Source organism: Vibrio sp. LB10LO1 (assembly GCF_010092875.1).
In the GTDB taxonomy this organism is placed as follows: domain Bacteria; phylum Pseudomonadota; class Gammaproteobacteria; order Enterobacterales; family Vibrionaceae; genus Vibrio; species Vibrio campbellii.
In genome coordinates, this window is record NZ_JAADJW010000006.1 from 1 (window position 1) to 19,801 (window position 19,801).

Genomic DNA, 19,801 nt, shown 5'->3' on the forward strand with positions numbered 1-19,801 from the left:
TGTTAGGCCTGCCGCCAGCGTTCAATCTGAGCCATGATCAAACTCTTCAATTTAAGATTTTGTTCGGCTCAATGAATACTGAACATTACATAAAGTAATGTTTGAATTGACTGTGCTGAATCTTTCGATTCAATGGTCACTTCGTATCATTGAAACCTAATTTGAAGCCGAAGCTTCTAATTGGATTATCATCAACGAGTGCCCACACAGATTGATAGGTTCTTATTTTTAAAGAGCACACTCTGAAGTTCTCTTCAAAGTGGACGGCCATTTTAGCGAGATAACTTATCGTGTCAAACACTTTTTTAAGTTATTTCTCTGTGAGTTACTTTCGAACTCACTGACCTTGTTATCTCGACTTCGCTTTGTTTGCTTTCCCGTGACAACGGAGGCGCATTATAGGGAGTTCGTTTAGGAACACAAGCCTATTTTTCAAAAAAAACTTATCTTTTTGGTTCGTTCGTATAGAAAACAATCAAAACCCAATAAAAGTGCATTAAAAAGGGGGCTAACGCCCCCTAAAACTTGAACTTGATCTCACTTTTCAGTGCATTGATGCAATTACTGGTGAGCAATGATTTGGTCGTTGTTCACAATCAACTGTACTTTCTTGTCTGGCAAGATTTGACCAGCCAAGATTGATTTCGCTAATGGGTTCTCAACATTCTGTTGAATGGCACGTTTTAAAGGTCGCGCACCATAGACAGGATCGAAACCAACTTGAGCAATCAAATCGAGGGCTTTCTCGGATACCTCTAATTGATAACCTTTTTCTTCTAAGCGTTTCGCTAGACGCTCAAGTTGAATAGATGCAATCGACTTAATATGCTCTTGACCAAGCGGGTGGAATACCACACTTTCATCAACACGGTTTAAGAACTCTGGGCGGAAGTGCTTGCTAACCACATCCATTACTTCATTCTTAATACCTTGGTAATCCAACGTCGCAAAGTTCTCCTGGATACGAGCAGAACCCAAGTTCGAAGTCATGATCACTACAGTGTTACGGAAATCCACCGTTCTACCCTGACCATCAGTTAGCCGACCATCATCCAATACTTGCAGCAGAATATTGAACACATCTGGGTGTGCCTTCTCTACTTCATCTAATAGGATGACAGAATAAGGTTTACGGCGAACTGCTTCTGTTAAATAGCCACCTTCTTCATAGCCAACATAACCCGGAGGCGCACCAACCAATCTCGCCACAGAGTGTTTCTCCATGAACTCGGACATATCGATACGTACCATGGCATCTTCACTATCAAACATGAAGCTCGCGAGTGTCTTACATAGTTCTGTTTTACCCACACCTGTTGGACCTAAGAATAAGAAGGAACCAATCGGTTTGTTTGGATCGGATAAGCCAGCTCGACTACGACGGATTGCGTTAGACACCACTTCAACCGCTTCAGCCTGACCGATCACACGTTTGTGCAGTACCTCTTCCATGCGGAGCAGTTTTTCTTTTTCTGCTTCGAGCATTTTAGAAACGGGGATACCCGTTTGCTTAGAGAGTACGTCTGCAATCTCGTTGTCCGTCACTTTATTACGCAGCAGCGTCATCTCTTGCATTTCAGCTTGAGTAGCAAGATCGAGCTGTTTTTCAAGTTCAGGAATACGGCCATATTGCAGTTCCGACATGCGGTTTAGGTCACCGGCTCGGCGTGCAAAGTCCATATCCATTCGGGCTTGCTCTAACTCACTTTTAATATGTTGTGTGCCAGATAGTGCGGCTTTTTCTGCGTTCCACACTTCTTCTAGCTCTGCATATTCACGTTCTTTCTCGTTCAACTCGTCGTTAAGCACATCCAAGCGTTTTTCACTTGCTTCATCATGCTCGTTACTTAGTGCTTGCTGTTCGATCTTAAGTTGGATGATTTTACGTTCGAGTTTATCGAGCGATTCTGGTTTAGAGTCGATCTGTAGACGAATACTAGAAGCGGCTTCATCAATAAGGTCGATCGCTTTATCAGGCAACTGACGATCCGAAACATAGCGATGAGACAAACTTGCGGCTGCCACGATCGCTGGATCGGTAATCTCTACATGGTGGTGAAGTTCATAGCGCTCTTTCAAACCACGAAGAATAGCAATCGTGTCTTCAACTGTTGGTTCATCCACCAGCACTTTTTGGAAACGACGCTCAAGTGCCGCATCTTTCTCTATATATTGGCGGTATTCATCCAATGTAGTGGCGCCTACACAGTGGAGCTCACCACGAGCCAATGCTGGTTTTAGCATGTTACCGGCATCCATAGAGCCTTCGCCCTTACCCGCGCCAACCATGGTATGAAGCTCATCAATAAACAGAATGACGTTGCCTTCTTCTTTGGCTAGTTCATTCAATACCGACTTCAAACGCTCTTCAAATTCACCACGGTATTTTGCACCTGCAACAAGTGCGCCCATATCTAATGAAAGTACGCGGCGACCACGTAGCCCCTCTGGTACTTCATTATTAATGATGCGCTGAGCCAAGCCTTCTACGATAGCGGTTTTACCCACACCTGGTTCACCAATGATCACTGGGTTGTTCTTGGTACGACGCTGCAATACTTGGATGGTACGGCGGATTTCATCATCACGGCCGATTACAGGATCTAACTTACCCTGCTCTGCGCGTTCTGTTAGGTCTATGGTGAACTTTTCCAATGCTTGGCGTAGTTCTTCCGCGTTCGGGTCATTGACCTTTTGACCACCTCTGATCTTTTCGATCGCTTGGCTAACTTTCTGCTCGGTCAAACCCATCTCTTTTAATAGCTGACCAAGTGGGCCACGGTCTTCTAATGCTGCAAGCAAAAAGACTTCGGAAGAGATGTAGGAGTCCTGACGCTTTTGAGCCACTTTGTCGCACAAATTGAAAACTGTCCCCATAGAGCTAGACAGCTGAACATCACCGCCGATGCCACTTACTTTAGGCAGCCGGTCTAACATTTCACTCAATTTAGAGCGTAGATGAGTCACGTCAACATCTAACATGGTTAGCAGTGGACGAATTGGGCTACCGTTCTGATCAAGCAATGCCACCATTAGGTGCACAGGTTCGATATATTGATGATCGCGCCCTAACGCTAGTGACTGAGCATCAGAGATAGCGATTTGAAACTTACTTGTGAATCTATCAAGACGCATATCTTTCTTCCTAACCTCAACTTAAGAAAATTCTTTTGACAGTTAGAAAGATGGATACGCAGAGCGGGAATTTCAAGGGAGTGAATTAATAAAGATAGCTTTGCAAAAATGAAGCTATGCATCTCAACACTTTTGCGTTGTAGTGATCAGTCTTCAATCCAAATAAAAGTGGCTTGTCGACCCGTCACACCATCACGACGATAGGAATAGAAGTCATCTTTGTCTTGGAAAGTACACAACCCTGAATCGAATACCTGAGTAATGCCAAATTTATTGAGACGCTGAGTTGCAAGCTTGGACATATCCGCTAGCCACTTCCCTTCAACCTCACGAGGGGTAAATGCTTGATGAGCTTGTGAGTCGAAATCCACAAAGGCTTGCAGGACATCTTCGCCGACTTCAAATGCTTGAGGACCAATTGCAGGACCAAGCCACGCCATTACCTCACCAGAAAACAACTCGAGGGCGTTTTCAACGATACCATTCGCTAAGCCACGCCAACCAGCATGAACGGCCGCAACTTGGGTGCCTTGCGTATTGGTTAATAAAACGGGCAAGCAGTCCGCTGTCATCGCTGAACAAACAACCTGACTTGAAGAAGTAAACACGCCATCCGCATCGAGCACTTGCGTTGTTGGATCACTAACTTGAGCAACCACTGTAGAATGGGTTTGGTTCAACCAGATTGGCGCACTAGGCATCTTTGCTTGTTGCGCCAACCAGTCACGGTTCTTTTCTACGATGGACAAGTCATCCCCAACATGAGCACCAAGGTTAAGCCCTTGATAAGGCGCAGTCGAAAAGCCTCCGACTCTGGTAGAGGCGAAAGCTTTAACGTTTTTTGGTGCTGGCCAGTTAGGGAGTATCGTCTTCATATTAGAACTCGTCAGGCAGACCGAACTCTTCTGTATCTTTACGTAGCGCTTCTGTCATTTCTACCATGTCATCCGGTACTGGAGCGTGAAACTCTAGCGCTTCACCAGTAACAGGATGATTGAAACGCAGCATTACCGCGTGCAGTGCTTGGCGGTCAAAACCACGGATCATTTCCGTTAGTTCTTCTGAAGCGCCAGTTGGGATACGAGCACGGCCACCGTATGCAGTATCACCTAGTAGCGGATGCTGTAGGTAAGACATATGAACACGGATTTGGTGCGTACGACCGGTTTCTAGGCGAAGACGGATACGCGTGTGTTCACGGAAGTGCTCCGCAACACGGTAGTGCGTTACCGCAGGTTTACCCATTGGAGCAACTGCCATTAGCGTACGTTTAGTAGAGTGACGACCAATTGGTTTATCCACTTTACCGCCCGCCGTCATACGACCGATTGCAATCGCTTCGTACTCACGAGTGATGTTACGTTTTTGCAGCGCGCGTACTAGACGAGTTTGTGCCGGAACAGTTTTCGCGACCACCATTAGACCTGTAGTGTCCTTATCCAGACGGTGCACAATACCTGCACGAGGTACTTCTGCGATATCTGGGTAGTGATGCAGCAATGCGTTTAGTACTGTGCCGTCTGGCGTACCCGCGCCAGGGTGTACTACAAAATCACGAGGCTTGTTGATTACGATGATGTCTTCATCTTCGTAGACGATATCTAGCGGGATATCTTGTGCTTCCCAGCGTTCTTCATCTTCCAGCTCGGCTTGCAAGGTAATTTCCTCGCCACCCATTACTCTGGTGCGAGGTTTAGTGACAACTTCACCATTCACTTGTACTTTCCCTGCAAGCAACCACTCTTTCAAGCGAGAGCGAGAGAAGTCCGCGAATAATTCGGCGATAGCTTGGTCTAAACGTTGACCTAATTGGCTATCTTTTACGGTGTTGGTTAAAACAATCTGCTGAGCCATATCGAACTTTTTTAAAAACTGTGAGACTAATGCTCACGACTGTGGAAAAATAGACTATTACGTCATTGTATCTGTTACTGGAAAGAAAGTAACGGCAGCTTAAGAAATATTTAGATTCAAGGAACAGACTCCTGATATGAAACATCAGACTTTAACAGGCCTTTTAGCGGTATCCCTTCTGTTTGGCTGTGCAAGCAAAGAAGAAATCGTTCCTGATGTGCCACCTTCTGAACTGTATGCAGACGCGCAAACTTCTCTGCAAAGCGGTAACTGGCTTTCTGCCATCGAAAAATTAGAAGCTTTGGATTCGCGTTACCCGTTTGGTGCCTACTCTGAGCAGGTACAACTTGACCTTATCTACGCGTACTACAAAAACGATGACCTAGCATTAGGTCTGGCAACGATCTCTCGCTTTATGCGTTTGAACCCGACTCACGAAAAAATGGACTGGGTTTTGTACATGCGTGGTTTGAGCCATATGGCGCAAGACCGTAACTTCATGCATGACTTGTTCAACGTTGATCGTAGTGACCGTGATCCAGAGCCAGTGAAGAAAGCATTCGACGACTTCAAAAAGCTGCTAGAACGTTACCCGAACAGCCCATATGCGGAAGATTCACAGAAACGTATGGTGGCGCTAAAGAACCGTCTTGCAAACTACGATCTAGCGACGGCAGACTTCTACTTGCGTCGTGAAGCTTGGATTGCAGCGATCAACCGTTCTCAAGAGCTTCAAAAAGCGTTCCCTGATACAGAAGCGGCGCGCAAATCACTTGAGATTCAGTTAGAAGCCTACAAGCAATTGAAACTGGATGACGCCGTTGCAAGAACGGAAGAGCTTATCAAGCTTAACCCAGCAAACTAATCCTAAGCCGCCACAGCCCAAACTGTGGCGGTTTTGTTTTCAACCACCATCAATTTTGTCTTATCCTTTCTCGTTACCACATTCACTTACTTGATGGTTTTTTAAGCAACACATATGCTTAAAGTTCTCCTCCACCATTAACATGGATGTGAATGTGACCCTATCAAAGCTATGGGCGGGACTGTTGATCCTACTCTCCACTTCGAGTTTTGCGCTCGAACTGTCCCCTCTCAGACAACCACCTTACACCGGCGATCTCAACATTATTAAAGAGAAAAATGTTCTGCGAGTTTTGGTGTCTGCCGATCTTGGTTTCTATTACATCGAAGGTGGGGAGCCAAAAGGCATTGGTGCAGAGTTACTGGCTCATTTCGAAAAAGATCTTCGTAAACTCAAACCTAAAATCAATATTCAAATCATTCCCGTTTCTAGAGATCAGCTACTTCCCTCACTAGAACAAGGCTTAGGGGATTTAGTCGTCGCGAACCTCACTATCACCGATGCGCGTAAGAAATCAGTTAGCTTCAGCGATCCTGTCATAACTGGAATTCAAGAGTGGGTGGTCACCGATAAAGACACGCCAGCAATGACCAAGATTGAACAACTGAGTGGTAAGGAGATTTGGGTTCGTGCTAGCTCAAGCTACTTTGAGAGCATTCAAGCCTTAAATAAAAAGCTCAACAAGAAAGGCTTGCCTCCAGTTGTGGTGCATTTTATCGAAGAAACACTACAAGATTACGAATTGGTGGGGATGCTAAACAATGGCTACGTCAAAGCCATCGTACTGGATAGTCACAAAGCCAAGCTGTGGATGAACTTTATGGGTGGCATCCGTGCGCACACCAAGATTCCTATTCGCAAAGGCGGCGAGATCGCTTGGGCCATGCGCCACGACAGTCCTGAGTTAATGAAAGTCGTTAATAAGTTCATTCGCACCGCCAAATCCGGAACCTTACTTGGCAACGTCATTTACGGTAAATACATCGACAATACCAATTGGCTCAATAAAGCGCTCAACCCAAAAAAGATTGCTCAACTTGAAAAACTCTCTTCTTTATTTTCTAAGTATGGGGAGAAATATGATTTCGATTATCTGCTCATTGCAGCGGTAGCGTATCAAGAGTCTGGGTTCGACAACAACTTAGCTTCCAGTCGTGGAGCAGTCGGCATAATGCAGATCTTACCAAGTACAGCGAGTGACCCTAATGTAAACATTAAGAACATTCGTAACTTAGAAAATAATGTCCATGCGGGCGTAAAATACATGGCGTTTCTACGTCGCTATTACTTCAGTGATGATGCCATCAGTAAAGAGAATAAGCTCTATTTAACGTTAGCGGCATACAATGCGGGGCCAGGGAATATAGAGAGAATGCGTAAGCGCGCGGCTCAACAAGGCTATGATCCGAATGTCTGGTTCAATAATGTGGAAGTGGTTACGCGGCGAAGTTTAGGAGAAACCGTCAGGTACGTGACCAATGTGAACCGCTACTATGTGATCTACAAACAGTTAGAAAGCCTTGATCTGGCGAAAACACTCGACAGCGTTCTACTCGTGCCAGATGACCCCATCTTTATGACTCCCTTACGAAGAGTCAGTCAAACGCCCTAAGTAACAAACCTCAGGCCCAAAAACCAAAAACGCCGCTCAAAGCATGAGCGGCGTTTTTGAATCTAACTTACTGTGCACTTTAAGAGTGATCTGATTCACATCTTTGTTCTGGTTAATTTTTGACTAACTAGAATTACAGGCCGTATGACTCCCCTAAAAACGGGTTAGTTTTCAGCTCAGTACTCTATCCAATCTAATGATTTCGAATCCGATAACAAGCAATTTTCACATAAATCTGAGGAGATCTTGAGTGAGATCACATTCAATTTTCATCTCGAAAAACCCAATCAAAAACATGATATAGATCACATTCTTTTCTCATCAAAGCGGTAATCTGAACTCAACCCATGAGGGATGACACAGAGGAAAAACATTTATGACAATGAACATCACTGGTAAAAACATCGAAATCACCTCTGCAATCCGTGCTCATATTGAGAGCAAATTTAAAAAGCTGGAGAAATGGCAGGTAGACATCATCGGATGCCAAGCAACTTTCAGTGAGGAACCAAATAAACAGAAGAAATTCGAAGCCATTATTAAAGTTCCTAAAGGCCAGCTAATCGCCTCAGCAACTCACGAAGATCTTTACGCAGCTATCAATGAAGTGGAGCAAAAACTAGAACGACAACTGAATAAGCTGACCCACAAACCAGAAGCTCGACGTGCAAGTAAGCCTGAGCTAGTGGAAGAAGAAGAGTAAACGCCCCAGATTGAGGAAGTAGCGCCGAAAGGCGCTATTTTTTTGCTTGACGCTCCCCGCCTGCTTGCTTATTGTGTTTAAACACTCACAAATTAAGCACTATTTATGCATTCAACAAACCTGTTTCTTTTTGACTTCTTTTTCCTTCCATAGTTGGAGGGGCTAACTCGTTTGTGAAAGAAAAGTCAAAAACAAACAGAAAGCCTCCCACATCGGGGGGCTTTTTTTATAAGGAAAGAATTGATGACTGACCAACCTATTTCCCTGGAAGAAATTCGTTTACGTTTGAATGAGCTCGATGACGAGCTTTTGAGCCTATTATCTGAGCGCCGCAAACTCAGTATTGAAGTAGCAAAAAGCAAAGTTCAAACTTCGAAACCTGTTCGTGATGCAGTCCGTGAGCAACAACTTCTGGTAAAACTGATCACCAACGGCCGTGATAAATACGAACTCGATGCTCAGTACATCACCAAACTTTTCCACACCATTATTGAAGATTCTGTCCTTCTTCAACAAAGCTACCTACAAAACCTCGTTAATCCACTGCAAAGCCGTAAACCTCTTGCTCGCGTTGCTTTCCTTGGTGCCAAGGGCTCTTATTCGCACCTTGCTAGCCGCGAATACTTCAGCCGCAAGAACACAGAGCTAATTGAACTTAACTGTGAACACTTCAAAGAAGTAACTCAGACCGTCGAATCTGGTCATGCTGATTATGGTGTTCTGCCAATTGAAAACACCAGTTCAGGCTCTATCAATGAGGTCTACGACCTACTGCAACACACGACGCTGTACATCGTTGGTGAATTGACTCAACCGATTGAGCATTGCCTAGTGGCGACTAAAGACATTCGTCTCGAGAACATCAAAACACTTTACTCTCATCCACAACCACACCAGCAATGCAGCGAGTTTTTAAGCCGCATGAAAGGCGTGAAGTTAGAGTCTTGTGCAAGTACTGCAGATGCGATGCAAAAGGTACAAGAGCTTAATCGTGATGACGTAGCAGCAATCGGCAATGCTTCAAGCGGTAAGCTTTACGGCTTGCAAGCGATTCAAGGCAACATCGCAAACCAAACTGAAAACCATACTCGTTTTATCGTCGTTGCTCGTAAACCGGTTGAGGTATCCACGCAGATTCCAGCTAAGACAACCCTGATCATGTCGACGTCACAAGAAGCAGGCTCACTGGTTCAAACACTATTGGTTATTCAGCGTTACGGCATCAATATGACCAAGCTAGAGTCGCGTCCAATCATGGGGAATCCATGGGAAGAAATGTTCTACGTTGATCTAGAATCCCACCTTGGTTCTAACGAGATGCAACAAGCGATTGATGAGCTAACAAAGATCACTAAGCACTTGAAAGTACTGGGTTGCTATCCAAGTGAGAACGTAAAGCCGACTCAAGTAAAACTAAGCTAACGGACTATTGTAAGTAAAAAGAACATGGAAGGTAAAAAGATCATGGCAACCCAAAAGGTCGTAATCGCTTCCTTAAACCCGGCAAAAATCAAAGCGGTAGAGAGCGCTTTTCAAAGTGCTTTCTCAGAGCAAAGTTTTGAGTTTGTTGGTGTCAGCGTTTCAAGTGAAGTCGCAGATCAACCGATGTCGAATGAAGAAACTCATCTCGGCGCATTGAACCGAGTCCGTAACGCAAAAACAGAAATGCCGAAGGCGGATTTCTACGTAGGTTTAGAAGCAGGGATTGAAGGAAAAGTCACTTTTGCTTGGATGGTGATTGAGTCCGACACACATCGTGGGGAATCACGCTCTGCAAGCCTTATGTTGCCACCTGAGGTATTACAAAAGCTGGAACATGCCAATGAGCTTGGGGACGTGATGGATGCAGTATTTGGTACCGACAACATCAAACAGAAAGGTGGTGCAATTGGTTTGCTGACTCAAAACCAACTAACGCGCAGTTCGGTCTACCATCAAGCTTTAATTCTGGCGTTGATTCCGTTTACCAATCCAGAGCATTTTCCGGCTAACCTATAGCAGTAAGGCGCTTGTTAAGGGTATTGCAGCTCATAAGCGTGAAAAACACATATTAAAAAGGGCGGTAATTCCGCCCTTTTGCTGTCTGTAACTCAGAGAGTTCGACCCAGAGATTATTGGGCACCCTGCTCTAGTAATGTCTTGAGTTTGTCTTTGTCCTTATCCGACTTCGACTTTAACTCATTTGAACCACGAGTGATGGTGGCAATACCCACTCCAAGCATTTGACTGATTTGGCGCTGAGAAAGCTCGCCCTTGAGCAGTTCATTCAGAATGTTGACGCGTGCAGTAAGCGACTCTCTCTCATCTGGCGTCATCAACATGGTTAACAACATCTCATGTTGCTGGTTATCCACGCTAGAACGGATCAGTTCGACAATCTGTTGCCAGTCTTTGTACTCAGGTTCGTGTGACATCAAGTTACCTCACTCAATACTTGGTATTGATCTCATTTGGGGTCAAGAACGAACCGTCTACACCTAAAAGGTCACGGTAGTATGTCTCAAACATCAAAATGTTCTGCACATAACCACGCGTCTCTTTAAATGAAATCGCTTCAATAAAGGAATAAGCGTCGACTTTTCCTTGAGTTCGCTCTCGCCACATTTTTACTCGGTTAGGTCCTGCATTATAAGCAGCGAGCGCGAAAATACGATTATTATCGTAATCCTCCATCAAACCTTGTAAGTAGTGACTGCCAATCTCAATATTCTTACCCACGTTATAAAGGTCTTGTGTCCCTTGATACTTGAGCTTGTACTTGTTCGCCGTGTACTTCGCAGTCGCTGGCATAATTTGCATTAGACCACGAGCCCCCACTGGAGAACGCGCCTCCGAATCCAACGCACTTTCTTGTCGAGCGAGTGACATCATCGTAATCGGGTCGATGTTGTGTTTCTCAGCGTAGAAGTTAAACCACCAGCGATGCGCCACCGGGAAACGCAATGGAATGTTATCCCACATTTCCGCCTGAATACTCGCAATCACAGTGAGGTTGTACCAACGCTTAGAAGCGGCATAAGCGGCAAGTTGCGTTTTCTCTTGTTTACTCACACGACGAAGCAAATGGGTCCATTCACTCTTCGCTGCAGCAATTTTGTCGGTCGCGATAAGCTCTTCAATACGTGCCAAAGATTTCTGGTATGGCTGAACGGCTTTCTTGTCTAACTTAACGGAACTTGATGGGTACTTAATTGACTGACCAATCGCATTGGCCGCTGCAACGCTGTAAAAGTTACGTTGGCCGACCAATTTCGACAAACGTTGCTTACCCGCAGTTGCATCGCCTAAAGCGATTTCACTACGACCTAGCCAGTATTGCCACCGAAGCGTTGCCTGTTCCTTGTCATTTAAAACCGCAATCCACTTCTGTACCCCTTTCCAATCGCCATTTTGAATCGACAAACGAATGCGGCTTTCAATCAGAGGCAGATCTTGGCTGGTTTTGGTTTTGTCATCACGCCACTGAGCAAGTGAATCTGACTCAGTACGAATCAAACGAATCGCAATGTAATCGGCTAATGCTTGCGCTTTTTCTGATGACAACTTTTGTCCTTTCACTACCGCCGCATAAGCCTCTTGTGCCTGCTTGGTGTTCTTACGTGCAAGTTTCTCGAGTGCATATTCACTCTGAGCGCGATTGAAATCATTCGCAGGTTGCTTCTTGGCAAATGCAGCGACCGTTTCTGGCTTATCAAACAACGCTTTCATTGCTTTAGCTTGTTGCTTCGCTTTAGCCGATTCAGGCAGCTTTTGTAGGTAGCTCATCAAGCCACCATTGCGCGCATCAAACGCCAACAACATGCGTTGTAGAATCAATTCATCGGTACGCTCCCCCGCTTTGTCCCAAGCGGAGAACAACGGATCACACTCGTCGGCGATGCTCTTTCCACGCAACCACATATGCTCAGCGCCTTTAAATGCGGCGACTTGCTTACCTTGCTTTAATTGAGCAACGTAGAAAATACATTGGTAACGCTCGCCACTTGGCTCCACTTTCTGGAACTCGGTAATGGTTTTCCAATCTTTCTGACGATAAAGGTTATCTAAGTAAGGGGCGCGAATTCGACGTGAGAATGGAAAAGCCTCGTGGTCACTAATAAATTCGTCTACCTGTTGTGGAGACTTACTCGATAATTGCCTCAGAAACACCCGATAATCCACATAAGGGGTGAGTGGATAACTGGCGATTTTAGAACGGATAGACAAATAGCCATCGATGTCATTCTTGTCTAATAAATCTTGAGCTTGTTCATAAACTTGGCGCTGTTTTTCTAGGCTCAGCGCAGCGTTTGCTGACACACTTACCGCACATAAAGCGGCTGCGTAGCATACTCTTTTAGCCAATTCCGATACGTTGAATCTCATGTGCGTCATTTTCCCCAGACGTTTCTCACTTCATTTCTCACCACTGGTGAATACAGGCGTGGCAAGTCATAAAGCATATGCATCTATTTACACCGTATTAAGTTCTTATTGTAAAGCGACTTGATGTAATAAATGTTGTACTCGTAAAACTTTAGAACCCTTTAAGGCAAATAGATTCCCGACAATTCATCCATCCTGATGAACAGTCAGTGTTTGCATTTAAGGTGAACAAGAAAAGTGTATACCCTAAAGTTGTGAGTTTCCGGTCAGCAATGAAGAAGAAATCACACGAGATGCTAATTTCTTGCAATCCGGTAACAAAACTCAAGGAGTTGGTATAAAATAGACGCTTTGAATGACAGTTAATTTAGGAACGATCGGCAATGGCTGAATACGTATATACCATGTCGCGGGTGAGCAAAATCGTGCCACCTAAGCGTCAAATTCTTAAAGACATCTCTCTAAGCTTCTTCCCAGGTGCAAAAATCGGTGTTCTAGGTCTGAACGGTGCGGGTAAATCAACTCTGCTACGTATCATGGCGGGTATCGATACTGATATCGATGGTGAAGCGCGTCCACAACCTGGCCTAAACGTAGGCTACCTACCTCAGGAGCCAGTACTAGACGAATCAAAAACGGTTCGTGAAATCGTTGAAGAAGCCGTTGCAGATGTTGCTGGCGCACTTAAGCGCTTGGATGCGGTATACGCTGCGTATGCAGAACCAGATGCAGACTTCGACGCACTAGCAAAAGAACAGGGTGAACTAGAAGCGCTAATCCAAGCGAAAGACGGTCACAACCTAGATAACGCGCTAGAGCGTGCTGCTGATGCACTTCGCCTTCCTGAATGGGATCAAAAGATCCAACACCTATCAGGTGGTGAGCGTCGCCGTGTAGCTATCTGTCGTCTTCTTCTTGAAAAGCCAGACATGCTGCTACTCGACGAACCAACCAACCACTTGGATGCAGAGTCTGTTGCATGGCTAGAACGTTTCCTAGTTGATTACACTGGTACTGTAGTTGCGATTACCCACGACCGTTACTTCCTAGATAACGCAGCTGGTTGGATCCTAGAACTTGACCGTGGTGAAGGTATTCCATGGGAAGGTAACTACACCTCATGGCTAGAGCAAAAAGATGCGCGTCTACAACAAGAAGCGTCGCAAGAAAAAGCTCGTCAAAAGACCATCGAGAAAGAACTTGAATGGGTTCGTCAAAACCCTAAAGGTCGTCAGGCGAAATCTAAAGCACGTATGGCGCGCTTTGAAGAGCTACAAAACACTGACCACCAAAAACGTAACGAAACCAACGAACTGTTCATCCCGCCAGGTGAGCGTCTAGGTGATAAGGTAATCGAAGTGAACAACCTGACTAAGTCATTCGACGGTCGTGTTCTTATCGATGACCTATCTTTCAGCATGCCTAAGGGTGCAATCGTGGGTATCATCGGTGCCAACGGTGCAGGTAAATCGACTCTATTCAAGATGCTGAGCGGCACTGAGCAACCAGACTCTGGTACGATTGAGCTAGGTGAAACAGTGAAATTGGCGTCTGTTGAGCAGTTCCGTGACTCAATGAACGACAAGAACACGGTATTCCAAGAGATTTCTGAAGGCGCTGACATCATCAAGATCAACAACTTCGAAATCCCAGCTCGTGCTTACTGTTCTCGCTTTAACTTTAAAGGCTCTGATCAACAGAAAGTGATCGGCGAGCTTTCTGGTGGTGAGCGTAACCGAGTACACCTTGCTAAGCTGCTTAAAGCTGGCGGTAACGTACTGCTACTCGATGAGCCAACCAACGACCTTGACGTTGAAACACTACGTGCACTAGAAGAAGCACTACTAGAGTTCCCTGGCTGTGCAATGGTTATCTCGCACGACCGTTGGTTCCTAGACCGTATTGCTACGCACATCATCGACTACCGCGATGAAGGCCAAGTTAACTTCTACGAAGGTAACTACAACGAGTACATGGAATGGCTGAAGAAGACCCTTGGTCCTGAAGCAGCTGAACCACACCGCATCAAATACAAGCGCGTATCGAAGTAATTTCGGTTATAAGATGAGTGTGCGGTATATCACCCTACGCTCACCTTTGCTTGTAATTCGTACAAAGGTCGCTATCATAGCGGCCTTTGTTGTATGTGTTGCATAAATAGCTCGAAGTACCTCTCAAGTAGGTCAAGAGCATGACCATTAGCCAACCCAACTCTGTAGCTATCTCGACATTTTAAGAACAAAAATCGAACAAATTTTGTACTGTTTGATATAGTCTTTCACTTGTTTGAATACTTTACGAGAAAGCTCTATGACGGAGAGACGACGCTTTTCACGCATCATCTACCAAGTACCTGCTCTAATTGAGCAAGGAAACTTGGCAATGCAAGCTACGATTCAAGACCTTTCATTGCATGGCTTGTTATTAAAAGTTGAAGATGCAAAACCGTTGGATTCATTACTTCCGGTAGAAGTGGGGTTCTCATTTATCCAATCAGAACAGATGATGCAGTTTAGTGCTGGTATCATTTCGATTGCAGGCAATGAGATTCGGCTAAAGATAAGTAACATAGACATCGAAAGTATTAGCCAACTAAAACGATTTATAGAATTGAACGTAGGCAATAACGAGCTTCTGAGTCGAGAGTTAGAACATCTTTCCGATTTAGGAGAAAAATAAATTGAGCGCCTACTTTAGTAACAATAACCATGTCTAAAAAAATCATCATGCAGATCCCGACAAAAGACGGGAATCAGCAGTTTCATTTGGGTCGCCTTTCGATCCTAACCATCTGTGCATCCGTTGTTGCATTGCCCGCTGTCGTCGGCGGCGCATGGTATCTGAATCAAAAGCAAGTTCATGATACGCAAACCCTTAGTCAGACCATCGCTAAGCTTGAAAGTGAAAAAGCAGAGATCACTGCGCTTTACGAAGAACAATTGGATACCAACCACTCACTGTCTCAATCTCTGACGGACAAAAACAACCAGATTCAACTGCTAGGCAAGCGTGTATTCGACGTGGAATCTGTATTGGGTCTTGCTGATGAAGAGTTAGTGGGTGAAGAGAATAACCTCGCGTTAGAGGAACGTATCGATGCTGCCGCTATTGACTCGGCCGTTCGAGCCACCATGTTCCGTTTGATTCCCAACGATAGTCCGATGACTTATCAGCGCATCTCATCGCCATATGGCAGCCGAATTAATCCAATTTCGGGTAAACGTCATGTGCACACTGGCATCGACTTAACCTGTAAGCGTGGCGAAGAGATTCTTGCGCCAGCGGATGGTGTTGTAGAGACCGTACGTCCAAGTAATCGCGGTTACGGCAACTACCTAACGTTACGCCACTCGTTTGGTTTCTCAAGCTCATTTGCCCACCTCAATAAGTTCAGTGTAAAAAGCGGTGAGTTTGTCAGTAAAGGCGATGTGATTGCGAAATGTGGTAACTCGGGTAACTCAACCGGCCCGCACCTGCATTACGAAGTACGCTTCCTAGGTCGCACATTAAACCCACGTTATCTAATGGACTGGACACCGGAGAACTTCAACTCCGTGTTTGAAAAAGAGAAGATGGTGAAATGGGGACCATTGGTTCAGTTGATCGACAATGTCGTTCGCCTGCAAATCAATCTAACCAACTCTCCATACCGTGATACCAGCATCAGCACAGTATCGAGTGAAGACAACAGTGGCACATCGACCAACTGATTTTTAAAAGCCTTCAAAATAGAAAAGAGCAGCCCGTGAGCTGCTCTTTTTGTATTTAGAACTGGTACTTATCCACGGTGGATATTGTCGTTCGCTTGTTTGAGTAGGTTCTGACTCTCATTCATAAATTGCTGTGAGTACTCACCAAACCAATCGCTCACTTGTTCAAAGCTTTCAACAAACTCGGCTTTATCTTTGCTATCCAGGATGCTTAACGCCTCACCGAAGCGTTGGTGGAATCGCTTAATCATGTCGATGTTTTCTTGTGATGAAAGAATGATATCACCGTAAAGATTTGGATCCTGACCAAACAGACGACCTACCATCGCTAATTCCAAGCGGTAAATTGGTGAGCTCAGTTTTAGCAGTTGATCAATGTTTGGATTCTCTTTGCTCAGATGCATACCGTAAGCAAAGGAAGTGAAGTGACGCAGCGCCTGAATCAAAGTCATGCCATGGTCGTGCTCTTGCGCATCGATTTGGCACAAGCTTGCGCCCCAAATTCCAAATTGTTGCAATAGCCATTGGTATTGATCGCTACCACGACCGTCACAGTAGACAATCACCTGCTTCGCTAGGCTCGGTACATCTGGGCCAAACATTGGGTGCAAACCAACAACCGGACCTTGGTGCACACTCAACATTGCTTGCAGAGGCTTAGACTTGATAGAAGTCAGGTCACACAGAATGCAGTCTTTTGGCAGGTTACCAAGTTTTTCAATCACACCTTCTGTTAGGTGAATCGGCACAGTAACCACAACCAGGCCCGCATCTTTAAGGATGTCATCCGCGTGATCCCAATCTTTGCTGCCCAACACCTTTACTTGATAACCAGAGAGTTTGAACATTCGGCCAAACAGACCACCTAACTGGCCATTACCACCAATAATAACCACTGAGCGCAATTCTGGGTTCAAACACTTAAAACCGGAATCTTTCTCGCTGGCATAAGACTCACGCATGGTTCGACGAAGAATGTCTTCAATCAGCTGTGGAGGAATCCCCATTTTTTCAGCTTCAGCTCGTCGTGACGCCAGCATGGCAGCCTCACGATCTGGGGCGTAAATTGGCAAACCGTGTTCGCTTTTTACTTCACCCACTTTCTCTACTAGTGCTAAACGTTGTGCCAGTAGCTCCAACATTTGCTTGTCGACTGCATCAATTTGATCGCGTAATGCGTTAAGTTCAACTGCCATTGATGTTCCTTAAATAAGTTCCGTTTTAGCCTTTAAGGCGATTCTCTAAGAAAGGCACCAGCTCTTCGTGTGCATGACGTAATAGTGCCTCAGTTGAATCCCAATTGATACATGCGTCAGTGATCGATACGCCGTATTTCATCTCTTCAAGTGCTAGGTCTGAAGATTGGTTACCTTCATTGATATGACTTTCAATCATCAAGCCGATGATTGACTTGTTACCTTCACGGATTTGGTGAATCACGTCTTCGGCAACCAATGGCTGACGACGGTAATCTTTGCGAGAGTTTGCATGGCTACAATCCACCATCAATGAAGCATCAAGGCCAGACTTCGCCATCTCTTGCTCACACTCGTTAACCGATACTGAATCGTAGTTAGTTTGCTTGCCGCCGCGCAGAATCACGTGACCATTCGGGTTACCTTGCGTAGTTAGTAGCGCGACTTGGCCCTCACGGTTAATACCCATGAAACGGTGGCTAGAAGAGGCCGCTTGCATCGCGTTAACAGCGGTTGCTAGGCTACCATCCGTACCATTCTTGAAGCCAATCGGCATAGAAAGGCCGCTTGCCATCTCGCGGTGAGTTTGTGACTCAGTCGTACGAGCACCGATCGCTGCCCAGCTAAAGGTATCCGCAAGGTATTGCGGGCTGATTGGGTCAAGAGCTTCTGTTGCCAGCGGGATTTCCATCTCTGCCAATTCAACCAGCAATTCACGCCCAACATGCAGACCATGTTCAATGTCGAAGCTGCCGTCTAGGTGTGGGTCATTGATCAGGCCTTTCCAACCAACCGTGGTTCGAGGCTTCTCAAAGTAAACACGCATTACAATATACAGTTGGTCGCTTAGTTGTTCAGAAAGAGCTTTTAGACGCTTAGCGTAATCCTTCGCAGCTTCTACGTCATGGATAGAACATGGTCCACATACAACGAGTAGACGATGATCTTTTTTGTGAATGATGTCAGCGATGGTTTGACGAGACTCTTGAATAAAACGACGCGCTTTTTCACTTAGAGGAAGCTTCACTTTTAGCTCCTCTGGCGTGATCAGTACTTGTTCTTCGCTGATGTTGATGTTGCTCAATTCACTTCTTTGCATAACTTTGACCTGTATATTTTTATTTACACCCTACCAATTCCTTGGTGAGACAACTAAGCTTTATCGACAAGATAACAGGCTAAAAAAGAATTACAACCGTACACAATAAAAAACATTTAGTGTAAATTTAAATTTACATAAAAAGAAAAAGCCGAAGTACAGAGCACTTCGGCCTTAAATGGATGTTTTTGAAAGTTTACGTCTCACCCTGAACAAACCATTATTCAGGGGTGAGATGGTTAGCCAATCAATCGCTTCATAGCTTCAGACGCATCTTTCCACTCTTGCGAACGTTTTAGCTCGCTTAGAGAAAAGCTTTGCTTTTTCAACAAGGCATCAGCTAGAGGAACAGAAGTAATTGGTAGATTATCAAGCACCTCAACTTGCGCATCGCGCTTGTTGCAAACCAGCAGCATATCGCAGCCAGCGTTTAATGCTTGTGCGCCACGCTGAGCTGGGCCACCCATGATCGCAGCGCCCTCCATGGTCAAATCATCAGAGAAGATCAAACCTTTAAAGCCAAGCTGCTGGCGCAGGATTTGTTTTAGCCAATACTCAGATCCACTTGCTGGTTGGTCATCATAATTTGGGAAAATCACATGAGCAGGCATCATCGCGTCTAAGATGCCAGCATCGATTTGCGCTTTGAAGATCGCCATGTCTTGCTCAAAGATATCGCTACGCTCATCGTATGGTGTCTCTAGGTGTGAATCAGCAATCACACCACCATGGCCCGGGAAATGTTTGCCCGTCGTCGCCATACCGACACTCTTCATACCCTGCATATAAGCGGTGCTGTGACGTAAAATGGTGTCCAGATCCTCACCAAAGGCACGGCTGCCAATCGCTTTACACTGGTGACCTTTATCTAGTACTGGTGCGAAGCTTAGGTCGATGTCATGAGCAATCAACTCAGCAGCCATCAACCAACCGCCCAGGCGAGCCAGCTCTTCACTGTTTTGGTGTTTGGCGTATTCATCTGCCGCAGGAATCAGAGAAAAACCTTCACGAAAACGCTGAACGCGCCCGCCTTCTTGGTCAACACCAATCAAGATCGGACGTTTCGCCGCTTTGCGGATAGATTGGGTAAGAGCTTGAAGCTGCTTGCTGTCGTGGTAGTTACGCGTAAATAAAATCAAACCACCAACCGTTGGATGCTCCAAAATTTCTCTGTCTTCTGCAGTCAGTTCATAGCCTGCAACATCAACCCATAACGGTCCCATTTTTTCTCCTCAAAATCGGCTGAATATCTCGTATTCGAT

General features: G+C 45.4%; 16 protein-coding genes and 1 other annotated feature. Of the genes, 8 read left to right on the top strand and 8 right to left on the bottom strand.

Translation table 11 applies throughout. From position 1 onward, the window contains the following. Positions 1 to 561 precede the first annotated feature (561 nt). The 3 genes from clpB to rluD all read right to left on the bottom strand — a co-directional run bounded on the left by clpB (position 562) and on the right by rluD (position 4,989). Positions 562 to 3,135, bottom strand: a complete 2,574-nt coding sequence (gene clpB / locus GXP65_RS05845) for an ATP-dependent chaperone ClpB (RefSeq protein ID WP_162092290.1) — start codon at positions 3,133 to 3,135, stop codon at positions 562 to 564. A gap of 146 nt (positions 3,136 to 3,281) precedes the next feature. Further along, positions 3,282 to 4,010 (bottom strand): peptidoglycan editing factor PgeF, encoded by a 729-nt coding sequence (gene pgeF / locus GXP65_RS05850; protein ID WP_162092291.1) that lies wholly within the window; start codon positions 4,008 to 4,010, stop codon positions 3,282 to 3,284. 1 nt (position 4,011) lies between these two features. Next, the gene (gene rluD / locus GXP65_RS05855) at positions 4,012 to 4,989 is read right to left on the bottom strand and encodes a 23S rRNA pseudouridine(1911/1915/1917) synthase RluD (RefSeq protein WP_162092292.1); all 978 of its coding nucleotides are present in this window, start codon (positions 4,987 to 4,989) and stop codon (positions 4,012 to 4,014) included. Between the two features lie 136 nt (positions 4,990 to 5,125). Between rluD and GXP65_RS05860 the strand changes: the two genes are divergently transcribed. The 5 genes from GXP65_RS05860 (at position 5,126) to yjjX (ending at position 10,167) form a co-directional block, all read left to right on the top strand. Further along, entirely contained in the window at positions 5,126 to 5,854 is a 729-nt protein-coding gene (locus tag GXP65_RS05860) for an outer membrane protein assembly factor BamD (RefSeq protein ID WP_005425318.1), read from the top strand. A gap of 142 nt (positions 5,855 to 5,996) precedes the next feature. After that, positions 5,997 to 7,466 (top strand): lytic transglycosylase F, encoded by a 1,470-nt coding sequence (locus GXP65_RS05865; protein WP_045369911.1) that lies wholly within the window; start codon positions 5,997 to 5,999, stop codon positions 7,464 to 7,466. 376 nt (positions 7,467 to 7,842) lie between these two features. Then, complete coding sequence (gene raiA / locus GXP65_RS05870; RefSeq protein ID WP_005425319.1) at positions 7,843 to 8,169, top strand: ribosome-associated translation inhibitor RaiA; 327 nt, start codon at positions 7,843 to 7,845, stop codon at positions 8,167 to 8,169. A gap of 108 nt (positions 8,170 to 8,277) precedes the next feature. Next, positions 8,278 to 8,399 (top strand) — a sequence feature (Phe leader region). A 13-nt stretch (positions 8,400 to 8,412) separates the two neighbouring features. Continuing rightward, positions 8,413 to 9,591 (top strand): prephenate dehydratase, encoded by a 1,179-nt coding sequence (pheA, locus tag GXP65_RS05875; RefSeq protein WP_005533293.1) that lies wholly within the window; start codon positions 8,413 to 8,415, stop codon positions 9,589 to 9,591. A gap of 42 nt (positions 9,592 to 9,633) precedes the next feature. Continuing rightward, positions 9,634 to 10,167, top strand: coding sequence for an inosine/xanthosine triphosphatase (gene yjjX / locus GXP65_RS05880; RefSeq protein ID WP_162092293.1), 534 nt, complete (start codon positions 9,634 to 9,636; stop codon positions 10,165 to 10,167). A gap of 113 nt (positions 10,168 to 10,280) precedes the next feature. Here yjjX and trpR read toward each other — a convergent pair whose 3' ends face one another. Next, on the bottom strand, positions 10,281 to 10,583 hold the full coding sequence (trpR, locus tag GXP65_RS05885; RefSeq protein ID WP_162092294.1) for a trp operon repressor: 303 nt from the start codon (positions 10,581 to 10,583) through the stop codon (positions 10,281 to 10,283). Positions 10,584 to 10,596: 13 nt separating this feature from the next. Then, a complete protein-coding gene (locus GXP65_RS05890) occupies positions 10,597 to 12,543 on the bottom strand; it encodes a transglycosylase SLT domain-containing protein (RefSeq protein WP_162092295.1) in 1,947 nt (648 codons plus the stop codon). 374 nt (positions 12,544 to 12,917) lie between these two features. On the opposite strand from GXP65_RS05890, the gene ettA reads away from it, so the two are divergent. From ettA to GXP65_RS05905, 3 genes are all read left to right on the top strand, one after another. Next, positions 12,918 to 14,585, top strand: coding sequence for an energy-dependent translational throttle protein EttA (gene ettA / locus GXP65_RS05895; RefSeq protein ID WP_005425335.1), 1,668 nt, complete (start codon positions 12,918 to 12,920; stop codon positions 14,583 to 14,585). A gap of 259 nt (positions 14,586 to 14,844) precedes the next feature. Continuing rightward, positions 14,845 to 15,213, top strand: coding sequence for a PilZ domain-containing protein (locus GXP65_RS05900; RefSeq protein ID WP_162092296.1), 369 nt, complete (start codon positions 14,845 to 14,847; stop codon positions 15,211 to 15,213). 29 nt (positions 15,214 to 15,242) lie between these two features. Continuing rightward, entirely contained in the window at positions 15,243 to 16,244 is a 1,002-nt protein-coding gene (locus tag GXP65_RS05905; RefSeq protein ID WP_045379655.1) for a M23 family metallopeptidase, read from the top strand. Positions 16,245 to 16,312: 68 nt separating this feature from the next. On the opposite strand, the gene tyrA is transcribed toward GXP65_RS05905, so the two are convergent. The 3 genes from tyrA to nagZ form a co-directional block, all read right to left on the bottom strand. Then, positions 16,313 to 17,440, bottom strand: a complete 1,128-nt coding sequence (gene tyrA / locus GXP65_RS05910) for a bifunctional chorismate mutase/prephenate dehydrogenase (protein WP_162092297.1) — start codon at positions 17,438 to 17,440, stop codon at positions 16,313 to 16,315. Between the two features lie 25 nt (positions 17,441 to 17,465). Then, the gene (locus tag GXP65_RS05915; RefSeq protein WP_005425327.1) at positions 17,466 to 18,539 is read right to left on the bottom strand and encodes a 3-deoxy-7-phosphoheptulonate synthase; all 1,074 of its coding nucleotides are present in this window, start codon (positions 18,537 to 18,539) and stop codon (positions 17,466 to 17,468) included. A gap of 239 nt (positions 18,540 to 18,778) precedes the next feature. Beyond that, positions 18,779 to 19,762, bottom strand: coding sequence for a beta-N-acetylhexosaminidase (gene nagZ, locus GXP65_RS05920; RefSeq protein ID WP_162092298.1), 984 nt, complete (start codon positions 19,760 to 19,762; stop codon positions 18,779 to 18,781). Positions 19,763 to 19,801 lie beyond the last annotated feature (39 nt).